This is a genomic window from Tardiphaga sp. GW821-FHT12E02 (assembly GCF_058807155.1).
The window spans coordinates 5,416,285-5,439,976 of record NZ_JBXAQK010000001.1 but is presented as its reverse complement, the minus strand read 5'-3'; the positions used below and the strand labels follow the sequence as shown (position 1 = coordinate 5,439,976).

General features: G+C 63.0%; 22 protein-coding genes. 8 read left to right on the top strand and 14 right to left on the bottom strand.

All coding sequences use genetic code 11. From position 1 onward, the window contains the following. Nucleotides 1-27: 27 nt before the first annotated feature. Both AC1RQ5_RS25550 and AC1RQ5_RS25545 read left to right on the top strand, forming a co-directional pair. Nucleotides 28-2,190: an anthranilate synthase component I gene (locus AC1RQ5_RS25550; protein ID WP_493202711.1), complete on the top strand. Its 2,163-nt coding sequence runs from the start codon at nucleotides 28-30 to the stop codon at nucleotides 2,188-2,190. 105 nt (nucleotides 2,191-2,295) lie between these two features. Beyond that, nucleotides 2,296-2,841: an adenine phosphoribosyltransferase gene (locus AC1RQ5_RS25545; protein WP_398483704.1), complete on the top strand. Its 546-nt coding sequence runs from the start codon at nucleotides 2,296-2,298 to the stop codon at nucleotides 2,839-2,841. Nucleotides 2,842-2,972: 131 nt separating this feature from the next. Here the strand turns inward: AC1RQ5_RS25545 and AC1RQ5_RS25540 are convergent, their stop codons facing one another. The 4 genes from AC1RQ5_RS25540 to AC1RQ5_RS25525 form a co-directional block, all read right to left on the bottom strand. Continuing rightward, nucleotides 2,973-3,635: a hypothetical protein gene (locus tag AC1RQ5_RS25540; protein ID WP_493202709.1), complete on the bottom strand. Its 663-nt coding sequence runs from the start codon at nucleotides 3,633-3,635 to the stop codon at nucleotides 2,973-2,975. Between the two features lie 188 nt (nucleotides 3,636-3,823). Beyond that, entirely contained in the window at nucleotides 3,824-4,579 is a 756-nt protein-coding gene (locus tag AC1RQ5_RS25535; protein ID WP_398483793.1) for a P-loop NTPase family protein, read from the bottom strand. A gap of 263 nt (nucleotides 4,580-4,842) precedes the next feature. Beyond that, nucleotides 4,843-5,973 carry a M48 family metallopeptidase gene (locus AC1RQ5_RS25530; RefSeq protein ID WP_493202707.1) on the bottom strand — a complete coding sequence of 377 codons (1,131 nt, stop codon included), beginning with the start codon at nucleotides 5,971-5,973 and terminating at the stop codon, nucleotides 4,843-4,845. Between the two features lie 114 nt (nucleotides 5,974-6,087). Continuing rightward, nucleotides 6,088-6,648: a LemA family protein gene (locus tag AC1RQ5_RS25525; RefSeq protein WP_493202705.1), complete on the bottom strand. Its 561-nt coding sequence runs from the start codon at nucleotides 6,646-6,648 to the stop codon at nucleotides 6,088-6,090. A 322-nt stretch (nucleotides 6,649-6,970) separates the two neighbouring features. Between AC1RQ5_RS25525 and AC1RQ5_RS25520 the strand changes: the two genes are divergently transcribed. Continuing rightward, nucleotides 6,971-9,895 carry an autotransporter family protein gene (locus tag AC1RQ5_RS25520; protein WP_493202704.1) on the top strand — a complete coding sequence of 975 codons (2,925 nt, stop codon included), beginning with the start codon at nucleotides 6,971-6,973 and terminating at the stop codon, nucleotides 9,893-9,895. Between the two features lie 62 nt (nucleotides 9,896-9,957). On the opposite strand, the gene AC1RQ5_RS25515 is transcribed toward AC1RQ5_RS25520, so the two are convergent. The 3 genes from AC1RQ5_RS25515 to smc form a co-directional block, all read right to left on the bottom strand. Next, a complete protein-coding gene (locus tag AC1RQ5_RS25515; protein WP_398483802.1) occupies nucleotides 9,958-10,338 on the bottom strand; it encodes a COG4315 family predicted lipoprotein in 381 nt (126 codons plus the stop codon). A 66-nt stretch (nucleotides 10,339-10,404) separates the two neighbouring features. Then, complete coding sequence (locus AC1RQ5_RS25510) at nucleotides 10,405-11,385, bottom strand: small ribosomal subunit Rsm22 family protein (RefSeq protein WP_493202702.1); 981 nt, start codon at nucleotides 11,383-11,385, stop codon at nucleotides 10,405-10,407. A gap of 214 nt (nucleotides 11,386-11,599) precedes the next feature. Continuing rightward, a complete protein-coding gene (smc, locus tag AC1RQ5_RS25505; RefSeq protein WP_493202700.1) occupies nucleotides 11,600-15,064 on the bottom strand; it encodes a chromosome segregation protein SMC in 3,465 nt (1,154 codons plus the stop codon). 402 nt (nucleotides 15,065-15,466) lie between these two features. Between smc and AC1RQ5_RS25500 the strand changes: the two genes are divergently transcribed. Beyond that, entirely contained in the window at nucleotides 15,467-16,423 is a 957-nt protein-coding gene (locus AC1RQ5_RS25500; RefSeq protein WP_493202699.1) for a hypothetical protein, read from the top strand. Here the strand turns inward: AC1RQ5_RS25500 and AC1RQ5_RS25495 are convergent. Both AC1RQ5_RS25495 and AC1RQ5_RS25490 read right to left on the bottom strand, forming a co-directional pair. Continuing rightward, nucleotides 16,420-16,629 (bottom strand): type II toxin-antitoxin system HicA family toxin, encoded by a 210-nt coding sequence (locus AC1RQ5_RS25495; RefSeq protein ID WP_493202697.1) that lies wholly within the window; start codon nucleotides 16,627-16,629, stop codon nucleotides 16,420-16,422. The two genes, AC1RQ5_RS25500 and AC1RQ5_RS25495, sit on opposite strands and share 4 nt — an antisense overlap. Beyond that, complete coding sequence (locus tag AC1RQ5_RS25490; protein WP_493202695.1) at nucleotides 16,626-16,829, bottom strand: type II toxin-antitoxin system HicB family antitoxin; 204 nt, start codon at nucleotides 16,827-16,829, stop codon at nucleotides 16,626-16,628. Before AC1RQ5_RS25490 ends, AC1RQ5_RS25495 begins: the two co-directional genes overlap by 4 nt. Before the next feature lie 111 nt (nucleotides 16,830-16,940). Between AC1RQ5_RS25490 and AC1RQ5_RS25485 the strand changes: the two genes are divergently transcribed. The 3 genes from AC1RQ5_RS25485 to AC1RQ5_RS25475 all read left to right on the top strand — a co-directional run bounded on the left by AC1RQ5_RS25485 (nucleotide 16,941) and on the right by AC1RQ5_RS25475 (nucleotide 19,723). After that, nucleotides 16,941-17,153 carry a ParD-like family protein gene (locus AC1RQ5_RS25485; protein ID WP_493202693.1) on the top strand — a complete coding sequence of 71 codons (213 nt, stop codon included), beginning with the start codon at nucleotides 16,941-16,943 and terminating at the stop codon, nucleotides 17,151-17,153. A 16-nt stretch (nucleotides 17,154-17,169) separates the two neighbouring features. Beyond that, nucleotides 17,170-17,931 carry a type I methionyl aminopeptidase gene (gene map, locus AC1RQ5_RS25480; protein ID WP_493202692.1) on the top strand — a complete coding sequence of 254 codons (762 nt, stop codon included), beginning with the start codon at nucleotides 17,170-17,172 and terminating at the stop codon, nucleotides 17,929-17,931. 157 nt (nucleotides 17,932-18,088) lie between these two features. Further along, nucleotides 18,089-19,723 carry an amidase family protein gene (locus AC1RQ5_RS25475; RefSeq protein WP_493202690.1) on the top strand — a complete coding sequence of 545 codons (1,635 nt, stop codon included), beginning with the start codon at nucleotides 18,089-18,091 and terminating at the stop codon, nucleotides 19,721-19,723. Nucleotides 19,724-19,961: 238 nt separating this feature from the next. Here AC1RQ5_RS25475 and AC1RQ5_RS25470 read toward each other — a convergent pair whose 3' ends face one another. Together AC1RQ5_RS25470 and AC1RQ5_RS25465 are read right to left on the bottom strand one after the other, a co-directional pair. Next, nucleotides 19,962-20,387 (bottom strand): GFA family protein, encoded by a 426-nt coding sequence (locus AC1RQ5_RS25470; protein ID WP_493202688.1) that lies wholly within the window; start codon nucleotides 20,385-20,387, stop codon nucleotides 19,962-19,964. Between the two features lie 73 nt (nucleotides 20,388-20,460). Then, nucleotides 20,461-21,144 carry a helix-turn-helix transcriptional regulator gene (locus tag AC1RQ5_RS25465; protein ID WP_493202686.1) on the bottom strand — a complete coding sequence of 228 codons (684 nt, stop codon included), beginning with the start codon at nucleotides 21,142-21,144 and terminating at the stop codon, nucleotides 20,461-20,463. A gap of 88 nt (nucleotides 21,145-21,232) precedes the next feature. On the opposite strand from AC1RQ5_RS25465, the gene AC1RQ5_RS25460 reads away from it, so the two are divergent. Further along, nucleotides 21,233-21,655: a VOC family protein gene (locus tag AC1RQ5_RS25460; RefSeq protein ID WP_493202684.1), complete on the top strand. Its 423-nt coding sequence runs from the start codon at nucleotides 21,233-21,235 to the stop codon at nucleotides 21,653-21,655. A gap of 225 nt (nucleotides 21,656-21,880) precedes the next feature. Here the strand turns inward: AC1RQ5_RS25460 and AC1RQ5_RS25455 are convergent, their stop codons facing one another. The 3 genes from AC1RQ5_RS25455 to AC1RQ5_RS25445 form a co-directional block, all read right to left on the bottom strand. Next, nucleotides 21,881-22,084: a hypothetical protein gene (locus tag AC1RQ5_RS25455; protein ID WP_493202682.1), complete on the bottom strand. Its 204-nt coding sequence runs from the start codon at nucleotides 22,082-22,084 to the stop codon at nucleotides 21,881-21,883. A gap of 341 nt (nucleotides 22,085-22,425) precedes the next feature. Further along, on the bottom strand, nucleotides 22,426-23,082 hold the full coding sequence (locus AC1RQ5_RS25450) for a DsbA family protein (protein ID WP_398481129.1): 657 nt from the start codon (nucleotides 23,080-23,082) through the stop codon (nucleotides 22,426-22,428). 104 nt (nucleotides 23,083-23,186) lie between these two features. Next, entirely contained in the window at nucleotides 23,187-23,666 is a 480-nt protein-coding gene (locus AC1RQ5_RS25445) for a DUF721 domain-containing protein (RefSeq protein WP_493203568.1), read from the bottom strand. Nucleotides 23,667-23,692: the final 26 nt, after the last annotated feature.

The following is a 23,692-nucleotide window of genomic DNA, read 5'->3' as shown; positions in this document are numbered from 1 at the left end:
CCGGCTTCGTTTCCGTAAGAGGACACAATGAACAGGACGATTTTTTCCCTTCCCGCCGACAGCTCCTACAAGACCGCCGGCGGCCTGACCGTCACGCGCCATGCCGAGATGTTCACCGGCGGCACGGCGCTCGACGATCTCATCACCCGGCTCGATCATCACCGCGGCGTGGTGCTGTCCTCCGGGACCACGGTGCCCGGCCGCTATGAGAGTTTCGACCTCGGCTTCTCCGATCCGCCGTTGCTGCTGGAGACCACCGGCACCGACTTCACCATCACGGCGCTGAACAAGCGCGGACAGGTGCTGATCGCCTTCATCGCCGAGACGCTGAGCGACCCTTGCGTCGTGCTCGATGCCCGCACCATGGCCAAGCTCAAGGGCCACATAGTGCGCGGCGAGGCGCCGGTGGAGGAAGACCAGCGCACCCGCCGCGCCAGCGTGATGTCGCTGATCCGCGATCTCGTCGCGCAACTGTTCTCCTCCGCCGATCCCATGCTCGGCCTGTTTGGCGCCTTCGCCTATGATCTCGTGTTCCAGGTCGAGGATCTCAAGCAGAAACGCGACCGCGAAGCCGACCAGCGCGATATCGTGCTCTATATCCCCGATCGCCTGCTGGCCTATGACCGCGCCACCGGCCGTGGCGTCACGCTCACTTACGATTTCGCCTTCAAGGAACGCTCCACCGACGGCCTGCCGCGCGAGACGCCGGAGAGCGGCTACAACAAGTCGCCGCGCGAAGGCTTTGCCGATCACGCGCCCGGTCAATATCAAGAGACGGTCGAAAAAGCCCGCGCTGCCTTCGCGCGCGGCGATCTGTTTGAGGCCGTGCCGGGTCAGCTCTTTGCCGAGCCCTGCGATCGCTCGCCGGCTGAAGTGTTCCAGCGCCTCTGCATCATCAATCCATCGCCTTACGGCGCGCTGATGAATCTCGGTGATGGCGAATTCCTCGTTTCCGCCTCGCCGGAGATGTTCGTGCGCTCCGATGGGCGCCGGGTCGAGACCTGTCCGATCTCCGGCACCATTGCCCGCGGTTCTGACGCCATCGGCGATGCCGAGCAGATCCGTCAGCTGCTGAATTCGGAGAAGGACGAATTCGAGCTCAACATGTGCACCGATGTCGATCGCAACGACAAGGCGCGCGTCTGCGTGCCCGGCACCATCAAGGTGCTCGCACGTCGGCAGATCGAGACTTACTCAAAACTCTTCCACACCGTCGATCATGTCGAAGGCATGCTGCGCCCCGGCTTCGATGCGCTCGATGCGTTTCTCACCCATGCCTGGGCCGTCACCGTCACCGGCGCGCCAAAGCTGTGGGCGATGCAGTTCGTCGAGGACAATGAGCGCTCGTCACGGCGCTGGTATGCCGGCGCCATTGGCGTGGTCGGCTTCGACGGCACCATCAATACCGGCATCACCATCCGCACCATCCGCATGAAGGATGGCCTCGCCGAAGTCCGCGTCGGCGCGACGTTGCTGTTCGATTCCGATCCGGTGGCGGAAGAGAAGGAATGCCAGACCAAGGCGGCTGCACTTTTCCAGGCGTTGCGCGGCGATCCGCCGAAGAAGCTCTCCGCCTTCGCCCCGGATGCGCGCGGCTCGGGCAAGAAGGTGCTGCTGATCGATCACGAGGATAGCTTCGTCCATATGCTGGCGGATTATTTCCGCCAGGTTGGCGCCGATGTCAGTGTGATCAGGCACGTCCATGCGCAGACGGTGCTGAACCGCGACACGTTCGATCTGCTGGTGCTGTCGCCCGGTCCCGGCCGCCCCGCCGATTTCGGCATCTCGAAAACCATCGATACCGCGCTTGCCAAAAATCTTCCGGTGTTCGGCGTCTGTTTGGGTGTGCAGGCCATCGGCGAATATTTTGGTGGCCGGCTAGGCCAGCTCACGCAGCCGGCCCATGGCCGTCCGTCGCGGGTGCAGGTCAAGGGTGGGCAGCTGATGCAGGGCCTGCCCAACGAGGTCACCATCGGCCGCTACCACTCGCTGTTCGTCGAAATGGGCGACATGCCCGAAGCGCTCACGGTGACGGCCACCACCGAGGATGGCGTCGCCATGGCCATCGAGCACACGACGCTGCCGGTGGGAGGCGTCCAGTTCCATCCGGAATCGCTGATGTCGCTGGGCGGGGAGGTCGGCCTGCGCATTGTTGAAAATGCGTTCCGGCTGGGCCAAAAGGCGGAGTGAACCGCGGGCGAGGGCCCACGGTGGAGCAATCCGGCCTTGCTTGTGGCATCCGGATTGCTTCGATACCTTCGCCGCCGCCCGCATTCGACCGAAACAGAGATCCTGATGACCCCTGACCTCGCTCACGACCTCAAGGCTTCCGTCCGCACCATTCCGGATTATCCGAAGCCGGGGATCCTGTTTCGCGACATTACCACGCTGCTGGGCGATGCCCGCTCGTTCCGCCGCGCCGTGGACGAACTGGTGCATCCCTGGGCAGGCTCGAAGATCGACAAGGTCGCGGGCATGGAAGCCCGCGGCTTCATCATCGGCGGCGCCGTCGCCCATCAGGTCTCGGCTGGCTTCGTGCCAATCCGCAAGAAGGGCAAGCTGCCGCATACGACTGTGCGCATTGCCTATTCGCTGGAATACGGCATCGACGAGATGGAAGTGCATGCCGACGCCATCAAGCCCGGCGAGCGCGTGATCCTGGTGGACGACCTCATCGCCACGGGCGGCACGGCCGAAGGCGCCGTGAAGCTGATGCGCCAGATCGGTGCGGATGTGGTTGCGGCCTGCTTCATCATCGACCTGCCGGATCTCGGCGGGGCCGCAAAACTGCGCGCGATGGACGTGCCGGTGCGCACGCTGATGACGTTCGAGGGGCACTGACTCTGCCTGTCGTCACCCGGCTTGACCGGGTGACCCAGTAGACAGCCACATTCGAGATCTACACTGGCTCCGCCGTGTACTGCATTGCCCGCCTTCGCGGGCAATGACAACGGAGCGTGAGGCGGCCCGGCTCACATCAGCAGCAGCCCCAATTCGATCTCCCGGAACGCAAAGTAGTTCCGGCGAATCCACTGATGCAGCTCGGTGGATGAATCGTGCTCCGACCTCAGATAGCCGGTGAACGAGAAGTTCAGCCGATCGATATAGGTTTTCAAAAACGGCGGCAGCGCTGGGACATGCAGCATCTTGCCTTGAGCGAGCGCGGGCGGGATCTCCCCGCGCAGCACCTGCTCGTTGTCGATCACATAGAGTGAGCGTTGCGGATATTGCTGCTGCAGCGTCTCATAGGCGCGCAGCGAGGCGCGGTCGCTGTCGCCCATGAACAGCACGATCGGTGCCACGCCACGGCGCGCAGCTTCTTTGGCAAAGCCGATCTCGGCGGTCATGCGGAAGAATTCATCGAAGGCGTGATAGCCGAGATCGATCACCTTCGCCGTCTCGTCGTGAACGATCAGCCGGTCCATCAGCGCCATCTTGCCGAATGTGTCGTCGATATCGGCGGTCTCGGTCAGCCGCGGCAGGAAGTCGAGCAGCGACGGTTCCTTCAGGCTGACATCGAAGGCGACCACATCGCCGCGCTGCAGCTTGAGGAATTCCGTCAACAGGCGCGCCACAAGGGTCTTGCCGACCTGGGGGCGTGTTGAGCAGATGATGTAGACGGGCGTACGCGACATGGGGGCAGTATAGCTGGGAATACGAGTGAAGCTCGCTCTTCACCTCTCCCCGCCGGGGAGAGGTCGCGCGCCCTTGCGCGCGGGTGAGGGGGCTTGCACCGCTGCCTGAGTTTGCCCCCTCACCCGGCGCTACGCGCCGACCTCTCCCCGGAGGGGAGAGGTGTCGAGAGGGCGGAGTTTAATCGATCTTACTGCTCGCCCGGCGTGCGTGCGCTGGGCTTGTCGTGCACGATATCCGTCAGCTTGATGCGGTCGAATTCGCTCCAGACATTGGCCAGCCAATGCCGCACATAGCCGCGCAGCACGAACGAATAGTTCGCCGCCTCGTCATTCGGGCCCTTGTTGGCGACGAATTTCAGGAACGGCACATGGGAGACTTCCACCTGCTCATAGGCCATCTCGTTGAGCTTCGGGATGACGATCTCGGTGGCGCCCTTGATCTTGTGGAAATAGGAGTTGTAGGTCGCCTGGTCCCATTCGAAGAAGCTGGTATTGTTGATGAAATTCTTCACCAGGAAATACTTCGCGCCATCCATGAAGCCGGCGGTCTCGGCGATTTCGTCCAGCGACGCGATCGACGGGCCGAGTATATGGAAGACAGCAAAGGTGATCTGGCCGGACTTGGCGGCATCCAGGAAGCCGATGTCCCGCAGCGAGGCGAGGGCAGGCGAGAGCAGGCCTGCGCGGACGTCGATGACGGTGACCGACGGCGCCACCGTGTTCAGCGTATCGAAGATCTTCATCTGGTCCGAGGTGGTCGTCATGTCGACGATCTCGGTGATGTCCGGGTGGAAGCGCTTCAGCGTGCCGCGCGGCGATTCCGTGTCGAAGGCCCGGGTCGCGACATTGTTGGCGCTGAAATAATCCAGAACGGTCCGCGACACCGTGGTCTTGCCGACCCCGCCTTTGTCCGCGCCCACCACGATCACTGCTGGCTTCGCCATGAAATTCCCTTAGCTGCTCGAAATCCCCAACGCACGAGCGAGACTCGCGCGCAGCCACTGTAGCCCATGGCTGCTTTGGGCGCGAACATGGCAGAATGATGGGGGATTTCAATCGCCAGATCACGGCAGATGATGGAAATCATTGGAGAATTTTGAGGGCATCTGCTTGTCGTCACCCGGCTTGACCGGGTGACCCGGTAAACACCGCAGCTACTGAGGTGACTGGGTCGCCCGGTCAAGCCGGGCGACGACATTTGGAGGGATCAGGCGTGCTTGCCCCACGGGCCAGCGGTTGAGGCTCCCGTGGGCTGTGCCCCGTCGCTCAATGGTCCCGGCTTGGCCGGTCCGCCCTCCGGCAGAGCCTCCGGCTCCTCTGTCGCCTCACCGGGCAACGCCAGCGGTCCGGGATCATGCCCGCCGGCATATTTGATCAGCGCGGCAACCCGCGCATCCACCGAGGGATGGGTCGCGAAAATATCCGCAAAGCCCGAGCGCGGATTGTCCACGCACATTTCCATCACCGCCGAGGTCGCGCCCGGCAGCTCGCCGCGATTCTCGATCTTGCGCAGCGCCGAGATCATGGCATCCGGATTCTTGGTCAGCTCCACCGCGCCGGCATCGGCCATGAATTCGCGCGAGCGCGACAGCGCCAGCCGGATTACCTGAGACAGCGCCCAGGCAACGATGAGCAACACCACCGCGATGATGATGGCGAACATCGCACCGCCGCCGCTCTTGCCATCGCTGGATGACGATTGCGAGGACGAGCGGCTGGAGGAGAAACGGTAATTGCCATTTGTGAAGGACCTGAACATCAGTTCGGCAAACAGTCCGACCACACCGGCAATGATGCCGGCGATCACCATCAGCTGCACATCGCCATTGCGGATATGTGTCAGCTCATGGCCGAGCACGGCCTCGATCTCGTCATCGTCGAGATTGCGCAGCAGCCCCGTCGTCACCGTCACGGAATATTGTTTCGGATTGAGGCCGGTGGCGAAGGCGTTGAGCGCGTCGTCCTCCATGATCTTGAGCTTCGGCATCGTGATGCCGCGCGAGATGCAGAGGTTTTCCAGCAGATTATACAGCCGCGGCTGCTGCTGCCGCGTCACGCTTGCGCTGCCGGTGATCATGTCGATCATCTTCTGATGACCGAAATAGGAAATGATGATCCAGCCGATGGCTGCGAGGGTTGCCAGAGGCATCGCTCGCAGAAGATCGCGGAATGCCGCGTTGAGATAATAAGGCAGCGTGCCGCGATTGTTGCTCCAGACCTCCAGCACCAGCGCACCGGCGAACACGACCACATAGATCAGCACGAACAGGCCGGCGAGCAGCAGCATCGAACGCGTCTTGTTCGATGCGATATGCGTGTAGAGACCGTAAGCTGCCATCGTGGGGTCCTGCTACGCACCATCAGCCGTCATTGCGAGGAGCGTAGCGACGAAGCAATCCAGTTCTTGGCTTTCTGGATTGCTTCGCTTCGCTCGCAATGACGTGGAACGACCTCAGAACTTGACCGTCGGCGCCGCCTCGGCCTGCGCGCGGCTCTCGCCGAGGTCGAAGAACTGCTTGGGATGGAATCCCAGCGCGCCGGCGAACAGGGCCGCTGGCAGCTGCTGGATGCCGGTGTTGTATTCCGAGACCGCATTGTTGAAGAAGCGGCGCGCGGCGGCGATCTTGTTCTCGATGTCGGAGAGCTCGGTCTGCAGTTGCTGAAAATTGGCATTGGCCTTGAGGTCCGGATAGGCCTCGGCCAGTGCAATCAGCCGGCCCAACGCGCCGGTGAGCTGCTGTTCGGCGGCGGCAACCTGACCCGGCCCCTGTGCGCCCATCGCTGCACTGCGCGCCTTGATGACCTCTTCAAGCGTCCCGCGCTCATGCGAGGCATAGCCCTTGACGGTCTCGACCAGGTTCGGGATCAGGTCATGGCGCAGTTTCAACTGCACGTCGATATCGGCAAAGGACTGGTCCACCCGCTGCCGCAGGGCCACCAGCCGGTTGTAGGTCGCGAACAGGAAAAACGCGATGACGGCGATGACGCCGAGAACGATCCAGCTGGTCGACATGTAAAAACTCCCCCCAAAGAGACAATGACATTAGCACCATAGCCGATGCTGCAAGCACAGGGCAGCGGCCGCCGGGTGAGGGCGACTTGTCTATGTCGCGCGCGGCCGGAGATATGTTCAATGCGGCTTGGGCGGGGCGATGCCATACGTTGAATTATAGGGGACATGCTCGCGTTGCGACGTGCCCTGTGTTGCGGCCACGCATCAGTTGGAATGACTCTGATGTGAGCCAGCTGCGGGTTGGCTGCACTGCGCGTTCCGTCACCGCACTGTCATCCACGAAACCTAATGAGCCTTAACTTCTGGGGCTGAGGGTTAAGTGATGCGGAATTGGCGTGACGGCGCGAGCCGGCTTGCGATGGGTGTGGTCGTGACGGCGCTGTTCGCGCCGATGACGGCAGAGGCACAGACATTTACGATCCCGAGCGGGACGACGAACACCACTGGACGCACCTTGACCGGTACGCAATCCGGCACGGTCGAAGCCGGTGCCACATTGTCGAGTGCGACTGCAATCACCTGGAGCGTCACTGCCGGCAATCCGTCGCCGGCCCCCGGCGTCACCATCGACAATTCCGGCACGATCATCGGCGCTACGCGCGGTATCGATACATCGGGCTCTGGCACGCCGCGCAATATCACAGTCTGGAATCGCGCTGGCGCCACCATCAGCGGCACGACAAACGACGCGTTCCGCATCAATAACGAAATCGGCAATGGGACGATCACCGTCCACAATTATGGCACGATCTCATCGACTGGCGGCCAGGCGCTCGATTTCGATGCGATCTCGTTGGCAACCGGCACGATCAACATATTCAACTATGCCACGGGTGTCATTCGGACCACGACATCGGATGCGGTTCGGCCGGGCGCAGGCGGCGTTGTGACCAATTGGGGTCTGATCTACTCAGAGGGAGTGATCGGATCGGGCGCGGGTACCGACGGCATAGACATGCAGGACCGTTCCGGAACGGTCATCAACAAATCCGGCGGCACTGTTTCAGGTTTTCGTCACGGCATTTCCGTCGGTGAGTTCGGCGGCGTGACTGTGACCAATGAAGCCGGTGGCACGATCCTGGGACGCAACGGTTCGGGCATCGGTTCGGACAACACAGGTACTGTAGTCAACTACGGTCGTATCACCGGCGCATATGACGGCAACGGAACCGGCGATGGTGACGGTGTCGATGTGGATAACGCAGCGACGATCACGAATTACGGGACGATCGAGGGTACCGGCGCTGGCGGCTATGATGGTCGCGGCCGCCTCAATAACAGCGAAGGTCTGTCGCTCGGCGGCGGCACGGTGACTAATTATGGTCTGATCAGTGGTGCCGGCAACGGCATTGTCGTCAACAATGATGGTGATGGCCATTTTGACCGCAGCGGCGTTGCTGCGACCACGATCGTCAACAACGCTGGCGGCACTATCATCGGACAGAACGGCTATGCGATCCGGTTCGAAAACAAGAGCACGGCAACGCCGGCGATCAACGATGATACGATCGTCAATTACGGCACGATCATCGGTAACGGCTCCATCCCGGACCCGAACGCCATTGTGCTGAAGCAGAATGGACTGGTGGACGAAAATTCAGTCGGCACACTGAACGGCGTCACTTACACCGGCACCGGCTCTGCCCGCTTCATCCGCGGCGACGGCTCCGCGATCCAGATGGGCGAGGGCAATGACGTCCTCACCAATTACGGCACCATCATCGGCAATACCGGCCGCGCCATCAATCTGGAAGGCGGCAATGACACGCTGAACATCATGAAGGGGTCGCGCATCGCGGGCCTGGTCGATGGCGGCGCTGGCAGCGATACGCTGAACTACAACAAGGTTGGTCTTTCCGAGACGAACCGCGTGGCCCTGCAGAGCGGCCAGACCGTGAATATCGGCGGCACGCTCTATACGTCCTTCGAGGTCGTCAACGCCAATGCGCCGTCCTTCTCCGCTTTGGCCAATGCGAATGCGCGCGGCATCGCTGCGCTGTTCGATAATCTGCCGCTCAATGCCACGGGCCTCGGCGTCGTCGATATGCTGGACCGCGTCGCTAGCGCAACTGATGTCGGCGCGGCGCTGTCGCAGCTGACGCCTGGATCGTATCAGAGCCTCGGCCGCATCGGCATGAACAATGCCCAGCAGACCACCTCGCTGGTCGGCCAGCATCTGACGCAGAATCGCATCAACGGTCTCGGCACCGATGTCTCCGGTGCCGGCAATGCGCTGGCGATGTTCGATGGCGGCATGTTCGACCGCAATTTTGGCACTGATCGCGCATTGGCCGCTGTGATGGCCTTTCCGGGCAGTGCCGGCGCGTCGCTGGCGGAAGCCGGCTGGGGCACCGGCGTGGTCGATGCGATGGCCTATGCGCCGATCAACAAGGCGCCGGCGTTGCGCCCGATCGCGGTGACAGCCGATCACGGCTTCTTCGTCACCTCCGGCGCCAGCTTCGCTCGCGAAGGCGCGCGCGCGGATGCGCCCGGCTTCAAGGCGAACACGGTGAATGTGCTGGCCGGCTATGACCAGCGCCTCAGCGACAATTTCGTCGCCGGTGTGTTCGGCGGCTATGCCTTTACGCGCGGCGAGCTCGACAGCAATGGCAGCAACAGCCGGATCTCGACCGGTACCATCGGCGGTTATGGCACCTATCAGGCGCCAACCTGGTTCGCGACGCTGATGGGCCTCTATGGCTTCAGCGACTACACGACCTCGCGCGTGGCACTCGGCTCGGCCAATGACGCCACCTTCTCCGGCGATCACTATGCCATCCGCGGCACCGTCGGCACCGACATCCGCGTTAGCGGCTGGGTGGTCACGCCGGAGATCGGCCTGCAATATATGCGGGTGATGACCGACGGCTTCACCGAGCGCGGCAGCGCGGCAGCGTTGATCGTGGGCGCAGACAGTTCGGAATCGCTCCGCTCCAGCGTCGGCGCGCGCTTCGCCTATGACTATGCGATCAGCGGCGGCGTGGTGACGCCTGAGCTGCGCTTCGCCTGGCTGCACGAATTCAGCGACGGCATCCGCGGAATCAATGCGAGCTTTGCAGATACCACGCTGCCCGGCTCGTTCGTGACCTCGACCGCATCAGGCATCCGCGACCGCGGCGTGCTGGGTGCAGGCCTCTCGGGCAAGCTCGCGCCGCTCACGGTGTTGTCGGTGAACTATGATGCGATCGTCGGCGGCAGCGATAACGTCACGCATCAGGTCATGGGCCGCATCAAGCACGCGTTTTAACTATCCCCTCTCCCGCGAAGCGGGAGGGGGGGCCCGAGCAAAGCGGCGGGCGGGAGAGGGCCTTACGGCTTGGCGATATGCCAGGCACCATTCAGAAAACCATCGCCATTGGCCTCGCCAGCGGCGGTGTCCTTCTTGAAGGTATAAAGCGGCTTGCCCTTGTAGGCCCACATCTTCTTGCCGTCGTCGCGCACCACGATGGTCATGTCGGCGGTCGGCTTGTCGCTGTCGGCTGCAAACAGCGGCGGCCAGTTTTCTGCGCAGGGGCCGTTGCAGGCCGACTTGCCGCCGGCGTCCTTGTCGAAGGTGTAGAGCGTCATGCCCTTGGCGTCGACGAAGGTCTTGCCCTTCGGCGTATCGGCCGTCTTCAGCGCCTGCGCTGAGGCAGCGGATGCGGTGAGCAGCACGGCGAGCGCCGCGGCGGTGGCGAATGATTTGGTCATAGATATCACTCCTGATGAACGATGCGACGCAGTCGCGTCAGGAGTTAGAACGCCCGCACCGCCGGATTATTCCGATGATGGGTGTTCGAAAACCGCATCGCCCCAATCGAGCTTTCGGAACTTGCTATAGAGTGCCTTGTCGCGCTTCGGTGCCACGGCAGCGATGACGCCATTGGTGGTGCAAAGCTTCGCCGTGATGGCGATCTTTGTCGTGATCGGCTGCGCTAGCACCCGCGATGGACGTGGCGCGATCGGTGTGCGCGAGACGGCGAGATAAATAAATTTCTCGTCCTCATAGGGAAGTTCTGCGGATTTAAGTTGTTTATGCACGCGGGAGCGCTGCAGCCGCTGGCTGAAATGGCACCAGTCCGGCTTCACCAGCGGGCACGTCTCGTCTTGCGGGCACGGCGCGATCACATGCGCGCCGGCTTTGATGAGCTGCGTGCGGGCATCGAGGATGCGCGCATAGCCGGCCGGTGTGCCGGGCTCGACGATGAGCAGTGTGTCATTCGTTTTCGACCACATGGCGGCGACGAGTTTTTCGCGCACAGTGTCGGCGAGTTCGTTGATGACATAGCTCGCGATGACGAGATCGGCGGAAGGGGCATCGATGATCTTCGTCGGCGCATCACCGAGCGTGTAGGTGATCGTGCGATCATTCTCGCGCGCCAGTTCGATCGCGAGTGAACGCAGCGCCGGATTGGCATCGAGCAGCGCAAAGCTCTCCAGCGTCTCGAACGCCTCCGCGCAGGCCCATGTCGCCGTGCCCGGCCCGGCGCCGCAATCGAGCAGTGAGGTTGGCGCGAAATCCGGGCGGATCTCCTGCAAGGCATTGAGGCTGGCGATGACGGCCGCATAGGTCGCCGGCATGCGGGCGAGCGCATAGGCCAGAGCGTCGCTTTCGGTGCGGATGGTGGTTGAGCCGCCGCCAGCGCGATAGGTTTTGGAGATGGTGTCGGAGCGCTGTGCCGCGTCGGATCGCGACACGCCATGCAGGCGCGCGGCGAGGGATGCGGAGATGGATACTGGAAGATCGGGCGAGGTCATCTAAACAGCGACGCTCCTCTTATCCCTCCTCCAAGCAGCCAAGCCGCGCAGCGGGGAGGGTGGATCGAAGCGAGCGTTCAGCGAGCTTCGAGACGGGTGGGGTGGTGCGGCAGGCTCTGACGTCACGTGGTGATAGACCCCACCCCCGCCTGTCGGCGGACCCTCCCCACTGCGCTTCGCTTGGGGGAGGGAGGCCATTGGCTTCGTGTTCTCGTTACGCCACTTCCTGATCGAGAATCTTCACCGCGTTTTCCAGATCCACCGACACCAGCTGCGACACGCCGCGTTCCGCCATGGTCACGCCGTAGAGGCGATGCATGCGGGCCATGGTGATCGGGTTATGGGTGATGGTGATGAAGCGCGTATCGGTGGTCGCGATCATTTCGTGCAGCAGGCTGCAGAACCGCTCGACGTTGTGATCGTCCAGCGGCGCGTCGACTTCGTCCAGCACGCAGATCGGCGACGGGTTGGTCAGGAACACCGCGAAGATCAGTGCCAGGGCGGTCAGCGCCTGTTCACCGCCCGAGAGCAACGACAGCGATTGCGGCTTCTTGCCCGGCGGCTTGGCGATGATGTCGAGGCCGGCCTCGAGCGGATCATCGCTCTCGATCAGCTTCAGCTCGGCTTCGCCGCCGCCGAACAGTTCGACGAACATGCGCTTGAAGTGGCTATTGACGACCTCGAACGAGGTCATCAGGCGCTCACGCGCTTCCTTGTTCAGGCTCTGGATGCCGGTGCGCAGCTTCTTGATGGCTTCGACCAGGTCGTCACGTTCGGTGGCGAGGCTGTTATGCGAGCCCTCGATCTCGTTGAGCTCTTCCTCGGCGCGCAGGTTGACGGCGCCAAGACGCTCGCGGTCGCGGCGCATCTTCTCCAGCTCGACTTCCACTTCATGCAGGTCGGGCAGCTTGTCGTCCTGGCGCACTTCGGCGAGCGCCGCGACGCCGTCCGGCTCCACTTCCAGCATGTCGCGAATTTCGCGCTCGATATCCTCGAGGCGACGCTTGCCGCTTTCCATGCGCTCTTCCGAGCGCGCACAGGCCTCGCGCGCCTGCGACAGGAATTCCAGCGAGGTGCGGGCCTCGCGGTCGGTGTCGCGCATCATGTTCTCGGCCGCCTGCAGCGCATTGGCGGCCATCTGGCGCGCCTGCTCGGCATTCTCGACTTCCGAGATCAGCGCACGGCGCTTCTGCAGGAACAGCGCGGGCGCGTCTTCCAGCTCTTCGCGCTCGCGCAGCAGCTCGGCCTGGCGCGAGGCCACGGTCTCGATCTGCGAGGCGGCGGAGGTCTTGCGGTTCTGCCAGTCGGTGCGCTCGGCGATGATCGCCTGCAGGCGGCGATCGGCGAGCTCCGCCTCGCGCGCCAGCGCCTGCGCTTCGGCACGGACCTGTGCAGCCGCGCGGCGATAGCCGTCGATCTCGGTGCGGACATCGGCGAGTTTGGCTTCGGCCTCGGCGGTGTCGGGCAGCTCTTCCAGCGCCATATGCGCGGATTCGAGCCCGGCTTCGGCCTCCATGCGGTCGTTGGAGAGGCGCGACTGCGCTTCGGTCAGCGTCGCGCGGCGGGCGGCGTGGCGGTTGATCTCGCGCTCGGCATTGGCCTGACGCTCGCGGGCCTGGTCGACATCGCGGCGGGCATTGCGCAGGGCATCGCGCGATGCGCCTTCCGCGGAGGCCGCCGTCTTCAACGCGGCTTCCGCGCTTTCCAGCGCTTCGCGCTTGGCGATGGCGTCGATCTTGGCGTTTTCGAGATCAGCCTCGATATCCGTCAGGCGGGCGCGCTCGGCGAGACGACGGGCTGCACCGGTCGGCGCATGCGCACCGGCAACAAAGCCGTCCCAGCGCCAGACGTCGCCTTCCAGCGTCACGAGGCGCTGGCCGGTCTTGAGCTGCGAAACGAGGGCCGCGCCCTGATCCTTGGTGACGATGCCGATCTGCTTCAGGCGGCGCTGCAGCTCCGGCGGCGCGGTGACATGCTGCGCCAGCGCCTCGATGCCGTCGGGCAGCGCCGGATCATCGGCGGGCACGCCGGCATCGGTCCAGCGCATCGGCGCCGAGGGATCGACGGGCGCATCGAGATCGTCGCCGAGCACGGCGCCGATGGCCTTTTCATAGCCCTTGGTGACACTGACGCCGTCGATGATCGGCGGCCACAGATTCTTGGTCTCGCCATTGAGGATCTTCGAGATGGTCCGCGCTTCGGTCTCGAGGCGCTGCACCTTCTTGTCGGCTTCCGCGAGCGGGGCCCGCGAGGCTTCCAGCGTCTGGCGCGCGGCGATATGCGCACCTTCATTGTCGTTGACCGACATTTCCGCCTGCAGCAGGATCTCCTGCGCGGTCTCCATCAGGGCGGCGAGTTCATCGAGATCGCCAAAGCCCGAGGTCTGCGCCGTCAGCGCATCGATCTCGCTCTCGACGCGGCTGATTTCCTGGCCGAGGCGGGTCAGGCGATCGGCCTGGCTGCGCACATTGGACTGCAGCTGGTTGCGCTTCGCCGTCATGTCTGCATGGGCGGTGGTGAGTTCGGAGAAGGTGCGCTCGGCCGCGGCCAGCACCTGCTCGGCCTCGGAGACGCGGTCATCGACGCCACCACGCAGCTCGACGCGCTGCATGATCTCCTCTTTGAGCATCGTGTCTTCTTCGTCGAGCCGCAGCAGCGCGAATTCGGCGTCTTCCGACTGCTTCATTTCGCGGGCGACGTCGGCCTCGAACTGGTTGAGGCGGCGATCGAGCTCCTGCGCGCGCTCCTCGGCGCGCTTCTCTTCGCGGTCGAGCAGGTCGCGGGCATTGGTCAGGCGCTGCAGGCCGGCGGCCGCGGCCGCTTCCGCCTCGCGCATCGCCGGCAGCTCGCTGGCGCGGATCGCCTGGATGCGCGCCGATTCGCCCTGGATGCGGGTCGCTTCGGCCAGCTCGACCACATTGCGGTCATGGGTGGTGGCGGCATCGGCATTGTCCGCATGCGCCTGGATCCAGCGCAGGTGGAACAGCATGGCTTCTGCCTTGCGCACCTTGGCGGCGACTTCGCGGAAACGCGTGGCCTGGCGGGCCTGCTTCTTCAGGCCTTCCATCTGGCCCGAGAGCTGCCCGATCACATCCTCGACGCGGGTGAGGTTGGTCTCGGCGGCCTTGAGGCGCAGTTCGGCCTCGTGGCGGCGCGCATGCAGGCCGGCGACGCCTGCGGCGTCTTCCAGCACGCGGCGTCGCGCTTCGGGCTTCGCCTGGATGATTTCGCCGATCTTGCCCTGGTGGACGAGGGCCGGCGAGCGCGCGCCGGTGGCGGCATCGGCAAACAGGATCTGCACATCGCGGGCGCGGACATCGCGGCCATTGATGCGGTAGTTCGAGCCGTTGTCGCGCTCGATGCGGCGGGTGATTTCGAGGATTTCCGCGTCATTGACCATGGCCGGCGCGGTGCGCTCGGCATTGTCGATGGTCATGGTGACTTCGGCATGGTTGCGCGAGGCGCGGTTGCCGGAGCCGGCGAAGATCACGGCTTCCATGTCGGTGGCGCGCAGGGACTTGTGCGAGGTCTCGCCCATCGCCCAGCGCAGCGCTTCCACAAGGTTGGACTTGCCGCAGCCATTGGGGCCGACGACGCCGGTGAGGCCGGGTTCGATCATGAAGTCGGTCGGTTCGACGAACGACTTGAATCCGTTCAGGCGCAGGCGCGTGAGTTTCATGGATACGGTACTCTAGTTAAGCCAGTTGTCCGGCAACACGAATCCCTGAGCGCAAACAATAGCATGAATGCATATGCAGCGCCGCCCGGGACTCGCGGGCACGGCTCTCAATTGGGCCCGACAATGGCGAGACGAGGGCACCGGCACAACGGCGGAACCCGCGTTGTCCCAAGGGTTTTGCAGGGGATAAGGGGCGGGAAGGGCAGGAAAAGGGACGGAAAGGGCTTGCTGCACCGAGCACCACGGCCACCGCGGTTATGTGATCTCACCAAACGAATGTCCATTCTGCACGCATTCCTTTCCGCCAACGCTGCCGTTGAGTTTTTGCTGGGCGAGAGGGTGTTTATTGTTGATTGCAATCAATGGGTGCGTCTTGATGCGTAAGATTTGGGGGCGATCTCTATGGATAGGGCGGAATACCGAGCGAAGAAAAAAGCTTTAGAAGACCGAAGGCACGCGGCCGAGACACAACGCTACTTGCAAAGCGTGATCGACGCGCTTGTACGCATCGCGGAGCAGGCGAAAGATACGGGCCGCCAGTCGAGCCGTGCCGATCGATTCCATCGTTTAGCTGAAAAACTAAGCCTGCGCCTTGAGCGTAGAAAATTCTGGCTCGAAATCGCGGAAACTTTAGGTCTCTGGTTTGCGGCTGCGGTGGGCGTGGCCGCGATTGTCGTAGCTAATCATGACTCTGAAGCTCAGACCAAAGTCATGCAGGCGCAGCTCACAGCGATGCAGGGGCAGCTTAGTGAAATGAAAGGCACTGGGGCTCAAACTGATCAAATGATTGAAACCAACAAGCAGCTCGCGGAGGCAGCAGCAAAGCAAGCAGATGCAGCGGTTGAAACTGTGAAGACTGCGCAAAACAACATGATTGCTAGTCAACGTGCTTGGGTCGGGCCGAGAAATGCACGCAGTGACACTACCCCGGAGTCGGGTAAGGAACTCACAGTATTCGTCGATTATCAGAATAGTGGGCGCGAGCCGGGCGTCGAAGCGGTCTATGACGCCAGTCTATTTGTGGCGTCGGAAGACGAGGATGCCGCTGGTAAGCCACATGGGTGGGTCACTGATTTTGTCAACAAATGTAAGATGACGTGGGCTCCCACGAAATCTCAAGTCATCTATCCATCAACCGGTGGATTTGGCGGTGGAGGGTATTCCCTCAGTAAGAAATTTGAGGCGCATCAGATAGATGAAGAAGCGGTTGCAGGCACCAAATCACTGATAGTGACAGGCTGTTTCGTCTATAAAACGATTGCTGTGATACACCGTAGCTCATTCTGTTATTACTATAACGCAAAGCAATCGAAGCCGGGAGCTTGGAATATATGCGAGTTCGGCAATGATGCTGACTAGCTCAATTCGTCCTCTCTTATTCCCGCAGCCTTCATGAGATGCCGCAGCAATCCAGTCTTCAGCGCACCGTTGCCGTGAATGGGAATTGATAGTCGAATAACACTGCCGGGCTTGCCATAAATGTGATGGCTGCCATTGACGCGGAGAAGAACCCAGCCGCGCCGCTCGACCAGACGAGCAAAGGCGCGGCCGGATATCGATGTCATGCGGTGAGCTCTAACATCTGGATGTCACCGCCAGGCGCGGGCGCCTCGACTTCGACGGACAGGCATCCCTCGATCGCCTCGCGCAAATTGACCATCAACTCGTCCATGGTCTCGCCTTGGCTGGCGCAACCGGGAATTGCAGGGACTTCGGCCCAGTAGCCGCCTTCCTCTGCGTCATGCACGACGATCTTGATCTTCATGATGATCTCCTTGCCGGTAAGATCGGGCAGCGGGGCAGCTAGATCAAGTGCTTGGCTTTCCCGTCCATAATGAATATACGATACATAGATGAATCGTATATGGAGCGTCCCGTGGGCATTGTAAGCATCGACGACGACCTGCATGAACAGCTTCGCAAGGTCACCAAGGTGTCGTGCCGGTCGATCAATGCGCAGGCGGCTTACTGGATCAGGATTGGCATGCTCTGCGAGGCCAATCCGACGTTGAGCTATACCCAAATCCTGGCGCGCGAGATGAGCGCGGCGGGAGTGGCGATGCCATCGCTGGCCGCGAGCGCGGCATGACCAAGACGTCGCAGACATGACAAAGGCGCCGCAGGAACTGGCATTGATGGCGGAATCCGGCCGGCTGCTGGCCTCCGTCTTCGCGCTGCTGGATCGCACCGAACTGGTCGGTCGCTCGACGCTCGAGATCAATGACATGGTCGAGCGTTTCATCACCGAGGACCTTGCCGCGCGGCCGGCGAGCAAGGGGCAGTATGGCTTTGCATTCGTGCTGAACGCATCGATCAACGAGGTGGTCTGCCACGGCATTCCCTCCAGCGCCGATGTGCTGAAGGACGGCGACATCGTCAATTTCGACATCACGCTGGAGAAGAACGGCTATATCGCCGACTCCAGCAAGACCTATTGCGTGGGCGCAGTGAACACCGCGGCGAAGCGGCTGGTCGAGGCGACTTATGAGGCGATGTGGCAGGGCATCCGCGCGGTGCGGCCGGGGGCGCGGCTCGGCGATATCGGCTTTGCCATCGAGCGCCACGCAAAACGCTGCGGCTATTCGGTGGTGCGCGATTATTGCGGCCACGGCATCGGCCGTGAGATGCATGAAGCACCGCAGGTGATGCATTTCGGCAAGCCGAATACCGGAATGGTGTTGCGCGAGGGCATGGTGTTCACCATCGAGCCGATGCTCAATCGCGGCCGCAGCAAGGTGCGCACGGAAGAGGACGGCTGGACGGTGGTGACCGAGGACGGCTCGCTGTCGGCGCAGTTCGAGCACACGGTGGCGGTGACGGCGAAAGGCGCGAAGGTGCTGACGCTGCGGCCGGATGAGAAGCGCTGACCATAGTCAGCCCCCATCCCAGCTCCGCCCCTCATCCTGCGGATGACGGCTGAAAGTGATCGAGGTGCCTCACCGTGCCGCGAGGCAGGACGTGCAAGGCGTCCCGCACGCGCGTCTTTCTGCATTTTGCACGGAACACCGCGTTGCCCTTGCGTCAATGTCTTGGCAGGCTGCGTCCATTCGATGGAATGGAGACTTCGTGGTGGCAAAGACAACGGTGAAGCGTCCAGCGGCGAAAGCGGCCAAGTCACGCAAGGTGAAAAAGACGGCGGCAGCCAAACGTCCGGCAGCGAAATCCACAGCGAAATCCAAGACAGCCAAATCGAAGACATCCAAAGCCAAATCGTCGTTCGCGGCAGCGCCGAAGGCGCGCCTGCCTAAGGGGCCGGTCTGGCAGTGGACCGCGGTGGAGACGGCTGCGGCGATCGGGTCTGGCGCCGTGTCGGCCGTCGAGGTCACCGAGGCGCAGGTCGCGCATATGCAGGCGGTCAATCCGAAGCTGAATGCGGTGGTGGTCGATCTGTCGGAGCAGGCGCTGGCGGCAGCGCGGGCGGCCGACAAGATGCGCAAGAGTGCGGACCGCGGCGCGTTGCATGGCGTGCCGATCACCATCAAGATCAATATCGACTTCGAAGGACAGGCCAACAGCAATGGCGTGCCGGCGCTGGCGAACCTCATCGCGCCGTCGGACTCGCCGGTGGTGCGCAATTTCAGGAGGGCCGGCGCCATCGTGCTCGGCCTCACCAACGCGCCGGAATTCTCCTTCCGCGCCTTCACCGACAATCCGCTCCACGGCCTCACGCACAATCCGTGGAGCCCGGACATGACTTGCGGCGGCTCGTCGGGCGGCGCGGGATCGGCGGTGGCGGCAGGCATCGGCACCATCGCCCATGGCAACGACATCGGCGGCTCGCTACGCTGGCCGGCGCATTGCAACGGCATCGCGACCATCAAGCCGACCCAGGGCCGTATCCCCGCCTTCAACGAAAGTGCCGCGGTGGAACGGCCGCTGATGGCGCATCTGATGTCGGCGCAGGGACCGCTGGCGCGCAGCGTCGCGGATGTGCGGCTTGGTCTCGGCGTGATGAGCCAGCGCGATCCGCGCGATCCCTGGTGGGTGCCAGCGCCGCTGGAAGGGCCGAAGCCGAAAGGTCCGATCAAGGTCGCGCTGGCGAAAATGCCGGATGACATGAAAGTCGATCCGTCGGTGACCGCGGCGCTGCGCCAGGCCGCCGACCATCTGGAGCGCGCAGGTTATCGTGTCACCGAGGTCGAGGTGCCTGACATCAGCGGGGTCTGGCAGACCTGGTGCGACATCATCGCCAACGAGACCATGGTGCTGCAGGAAGCCAAGATGCTGGCGGTGACGTCCGACGACTTCCACAAGGCCTGGGCGGGCATCAAGGCCAAGGCCGGCACGCTCGATCTCGCCGCGTGGATGAATGCGACGGCGGCGCGCAGCACGCATATCCGGGCGTGGCAGATGTTCTTCGAGGATTACCCGGTGGTGCTGGCGCCGACCACGGTGCAGCCGACGCCGGGGCCGCGCGCCGATGTGGAAAGTGCCGAGCGCATCCGCGAGATCTTCTGGAACGACCTGCGGTTCATTTCGGCGATCAATGTACTGGGCTTGCCCGGCGCGGTGGTGCCGGTGGCGCTGCATGACGGCAAGCCGATCGGCGTGCAGTTGATCGCAGGGCGCTATCGCGAGGATCTGGCGCTGGATGCGGCCGCGGCGATCGAGAAGCGGGCGGGGATGCTGGTGCGGCAGCTATGGGCGCGGGAGGGATAAGCGGCGCGCCGAGGCGTGGGACGGGGTGAGCGCAAGCACAAGCACAAGCACAAGCGGATGAGAAGCGGTGATTACACTGTCTTGCTCATCGTAACTCCGTCCCTCGTCCTGAGGAGCGCGCAAGGCGCGCGTCTCGAAGGATGGCCACGAACGCGGAGCCCGGACAGTTCATGGTTCGAGACGCGCGCGAAGATGCGCGCTCCTCACCACGAGGGACTGAGTTGATTGGCTTCGATCCTCACTCCTCTGGAATAAACCGCAACGTGCCCGCCATGCGCTGCGGCTTGCCCGTGTCGTTTGGATGATTGACGCCGTCATTCACCGGCACTTCAACAAAATCGAACGGGCTCACGCCATCAAGGCAGGCAACATTCACCGCGAATGACGTCTGGTCCGAGCGCCGCTGGTGATGCGTGTAGACGCCGCAGCGCGCGCAGAAGAAATGCTGGGCGACGCCCGTGTTGAAGCGATAGCTCGAAAGTGTCTCCGCACCCTGCAGCACGTTGACCCCGCCTGCTGCTGTCATCACCATCACAGCGCCGCGCATGCGGCACATGGAGCAGGTGCAGCGGCGGACGGTGCTGAAGCCATCACTCAGCACCGCTTCGAAACGCACGGCGCCGCAATGGCACTGGCCGGCGCGCAGTCTCGTGTCATTCGCCATGCGGCCTGTGTCTCCTGTTGCAATCACGCTGATGTCTTAGCGACGCCAGCGCCATGTGTGAACCGAGGCGACGTCATCGTGCGTGCAACTCCGCGAGATATTCCCGCAGCAACGCCGCGCGCTTCGGCCGGAAGCTCGTGCCGGTCCGTTGCGGCTTGCCGATCCGCTCCAGCCGGAACATGCGGAAGGCCTTGCGCAGGCAGCACCAGGCGAGCAGCGTCAGTGCACGCTCGGAATAGACGATGGCGAGCGGCCAGATCTCGCGCGTGCTGACGCGGCCGGCCTGGTCGGTATAGGAGATCGCCAGCGCCTGTTCGTGCCAGCAGGCCTTGCGGATGAGGTCGATATCGGGCGCCAGCGTCTCCGGCGCATCCGGCCGATAGACCTGCGAGATGGCATGAAGCAGATGCTGCTCTCGATCGTCGGGCAGCGTGGCGGCAACCTTGGCGAGGACGTCCGTGGCGGCGCGGGCAAGCGCGGGATCGCCCATGTGTTGGACCTGCGCCATCCCCAGCACGATCGCCTCGATCTCGTCGCGTGAAAATGTCTGCGGCGGCAGCGCGTAGTCTTCTGTTAGCCGATAGCCATAGCCGCGCTCGCCCTCGATGCGGGCGCCGGCGGCGCGCAGGCTGTCGATGTCGCGATAGAGCGAGCGCTGCGAGACGCCGGTCTCCTCCGCCAGCCGCGCGGCCGTGACCGGCGCGGGCAGCGTGCGCATCGCCTGGAGGAGCCGGAAAAGGCGATCGGAGCGGGCCAAATCTTCCTCCGGAGATATCCTACTGTCGGAAACTGTCAGGAGGGCAGGGCTATAGCAGCGGGCATCCGATCAAGCAAAGGAGCCCGTGATGGCTGTGACGACCACGACCCATTTGAATTTCCGCGGCAATGCGCGCGAAGCGCTGGCCTTCTATCAAACCGTGTTCGGCGGCGAGGTGATGCTGTTCACCTATGCGCAGGCCGGCCAGGCGCAGGATCCGGCCGATGCCGATCAGGTGATCTGGGGACAGGTGGCCTCCGCGAACGGTTTTCGCGTCATGGCCTATGACGTGCAGGCGCGGATGGCGTGGAATCCCGGCGAGCGGGCATTCTTCGTCTCGGTGCGGGGCGATGGCGCGGATGAGATCACGCGCCATTGGGAAAAACTGTCCGAAGGCGCGACCATCTTGCAGCCACTCGGGCCGTCCGGCTGGTCGCCGCTTTACGGCATGCTGACCGATCGCTTCGGTGTCACCTGGGTGATGGATGTCGAAATGCCGCGCGCGGCATAGGCGCCGGCTTCAGATATCGCGGGCCAGTTCGTCCGGCCGGCGCTGCTGCGGCGCGCCGAGCACGGCAATGCAAAGGCCCAAAAAGGCCAGACCGATAAAATCGACGACGAGATTTCCAAACATGACACCCCCCTTGCAATATGTCCGGAGATTGCCGAGTTCCCGCTTAAGCACTTCTTAATGCGCGTTACCGGGGTCTTAACATGGTTAATTCCGATACGGCGCCTAGCGCACGCGGGCTTGCGTCGTCCGCGGCATCGGGATCTCCGCCTTCAGCGCGGTTTCGCCCTGGGGGGTGATGCGATAGCGCGCCATGCTGCCTGGGGTGGATTCGATCCAGCCCTTCTGGATCATATTGGCCAGGGTCTTCTGCCCGGCAGGCAGCAGATGCGTGGCCGGCAATTCCGGCGCAGCGCAAAGCTTCTGCAACGCGGTACGCTCGATGTAATGGGGAAGGTGGGGGGCGCGTGCTGGCATGTCGGGGTGATGCAGTTCCGGGGACACGAAGGGCGCAATAGGAGAGCTACGGGGACGCAGCGCCGGCGGTTTCAATCGGTTTCAACGCAGCCGAGTCCGGTCCGTTCCCGAGAAATTCGCCGCCGCCGTGCTGCCACAGGATTGCCGCAAGAAATTTGGCGTTTGCGCGGGTTTTGGCAGGTATCCGCTTGCGGCAAACTTGCGGCCGTTGCGGCAACACAGAGGCATTGCCCCATAAAAAATGGCCGGGACTGCGCCCGGCCATGATCGTTCTGAGTGCGTGAAAAACCGCCTCAGCTCTTCAGCAGCGGTGTGATCTTCTTGGAGAATTCGTCAAAGGTCTGCTCGCCGCGCAGCATCTCGCCGTTGATGAAGAAGGTCGGGGTCGAATTGACCTTGAGGACTTCATTGGCAAACTTCTGGTCAGCTGCGATCTTGTCGAGCAGCGCCTGGTCCTTCAGACACTCTTCCACCTGCTGCTGGCTGAGGCCGGCCTGCTTGCCGATGCGGGTCAGCGTCTCGGCGGTGTTCTTCATCACCCATTCGTTCTGCTGCTTGAACAGCATATCGACCACGGCAAAATACTTGCCGGCATCATCCTTGGCGATGCAGCGCGACAGCATCGAGCCGGCGGCAGCCTTGATGTCGAGCGGGAATTCGCGGAACACGTAGCGGATCTTGCCGGTGTCGATGAATTCGGTCTTGATCTTCGGAAACACGGTCTCGTTGAAATTCGCGCAGTGGCCACAGGTCATCGAAGCGAATTCGACCACGGTGACGGCCGCATCCTTCGGGCCGAGTGCCATGTCCGGCAGCGACACTGGCTTGGCGACATCGGCCGCGGTCTGTGCGGAGGCTTCGGAGATCAGCCGCAGCGGCGACAGGCCGATGGCTGCGGCGGCGCCGGTCAAAGCGAGAGCGGCGGTGAATTCGCGGCGCGTGATGATCAAAGGACTGCTCCGAAGTGCGATTTGGCGCGAGAAAGGTTCGCTTCGCTAACTTGAAACCGCAAATGTGGCAAGCGGATGCCGGAACCCGATAGGGCTGGAATCCCTCAACTTCGCTTGATGGCGGCTCCAAGCCGCGCCAGGGCTTCTTTCAGCGCCTCATCCTCGACCTCCGGCAAGGTCTCGGCCACCCTTGCAATGGCATTCGGGTCGATCGGCTTGATCTTGCGGCTGGTCGATGCCCGCGACAGCGGGGCCTGGCGGAGCGCCAGTTTGCCGACTGCGTTCCAGCCAAAGAAGCGGTTCACCTTTTCCAGGATAATGTCCGACATATGCTGGATTTCCAGCGCCATCGGACCTTCCACGCGCAGGATCAGGGTCGCGGCCTGCTGCGGCTGGCCATCCACCGGCCTTGGCCACTGGATCTTCAGTGGCTCGGAGAATTGCGCCACCTGGGTGCCGGCGATCTCGGCCCAGCGGGTCACCAGTTCACGTGAGGCAAAGCCCTGTTTGGCATAGGCATCCGCAAACACGCCGCCGAGCAAGGCGGAGAGCGGTTTTGCGGAGATGAAGCCGGGCTTGTTCATGAACGGCCGATTTGGGTACATGTCGG

Coding starts and splice junctions, on each gene's coding strand:
- AC1RQ5_RS25550 (WP_493202711.1), top strand. CDS start 28: ATGAACAGGACGATTTTTTCCCTTCCCGCCGACAGCTCCTACAAGACC.
- AC1RQ5_RS25545 (WP_398483704.1), top strand. CDS start 2,296: ATGACCCCTGACCTCGCTCACGACCTCAAGGCTTCCGTCCGCACCATT.
- AC1RQ5_RS25540 (WP_493202709.1), bottom strand. CDS start 3,635: ATGTCGCGTACGCCCGTCTACATCATCTGCTCAACACGCCCCCAGGTC.
- AC1RQ5_RS25535 (WP_398483793.1), bottom strand. CDS start 4,579: ATGGCGAAGCCAGCAGTGATCGTGGTGGGCGCGGACAAAGGCGGGGTC.
- AC1RQ5_RS25530 (WP_493202707.1), bottom strand. CDS start 5,973: ATGGCAGCTTACGGTCTCTACACGCATATCGCATCGAACAAGACGCGT.
- AC1RQ5_RS25525 (WP_493202705.1), bottom strand. CDS start 6,648: ATGTCGACCAGCTGGATCGTTCTCGGCGTCATCGCCGTCATCGCGTTT.
- AC1RQ5_RS25520 (WP_493202704.1), top strand. CDS start 6,971: ATGCGGAATTGGCGTGACGGCGCGAGCCGGCTTGCGATGGGTGTGGTC.
- AC1RQ5_RS25515 (WP_398483802.1), bottom strand. CDS start 10,338: ATGACCAAATCATTCGCCACCGCCGCGGCGCTCGCCGTGCTGCTCACC.
- AC1RQ5_RS25510 (WP_493202702.1), bottom strand. CDS start 11,385: ATGACCTCGCCCGATCTTCCAGTATCCATCTCCGCATCCCTCGCCGCG.
- smc (WP_493202700.1), bottom strand. CDS start 15,064: ATGAAACTCACGCGCCTGCGCCTGAACGGATTCAAGTCGTTCGTCGAA.
- AC1RQ5_RS25500 (WP_493202699.1), top strand. CDS start 15,467: ATGGATAGGGCGGAATACCGAGCGAAGAAAAAAGCTTTAGAAGACCGA.
- AC1RQ5_RS25495 (WP_493202697.1), bottom strand. CDS start 16,629: ATGACATCGATATCCGGCCGCGCCTTTGCTCGTCTGGTCGAGCGGCGC.
- AC1RQ5_RS25490 (WP_493202695.1), bottom strand. CDS start 16,829: ATGAAGATCAAGATCGTCGTGCATGACGCAGAGGAAGGCGGCTACTGG.
- map (WP_493202692.1), top strand. CDS start 17,170: ATGACAAAGGCGCCGCAGGAACTGGCATTGATGGCGGAATCCGGCCGG.
- AC1RQ5_RS25475 (WP_493202690.1), top strand. CDS start 18,089: ATGTCTTGGCAGGCTGCGTCCATTCGATGGAATGGAGACTTCGTGGTG.
- AC1RQ5_RS25470 (WP_493202688.1), bottom strand. CDS start 20,387: ATGGCGAATGACACGAGACTGCGCGCCGGCCAGTGCCATTGCGGCGCC.
- AC1RQ5_RS25460 (WP_493202684.1), top strand. CDS start 21,233: ATGGCTGTGACGACCACGACCCATTTGAATTTCCGCGGCAATGCGCGC.
- AC1RQ5_RS25445 (WP_493203568.1), bottom strand. CDS start 23,666: ATGAACAAGCCCGGCTTCATCTCCGCAAAACCGCTCTCCGCCTTGCTC.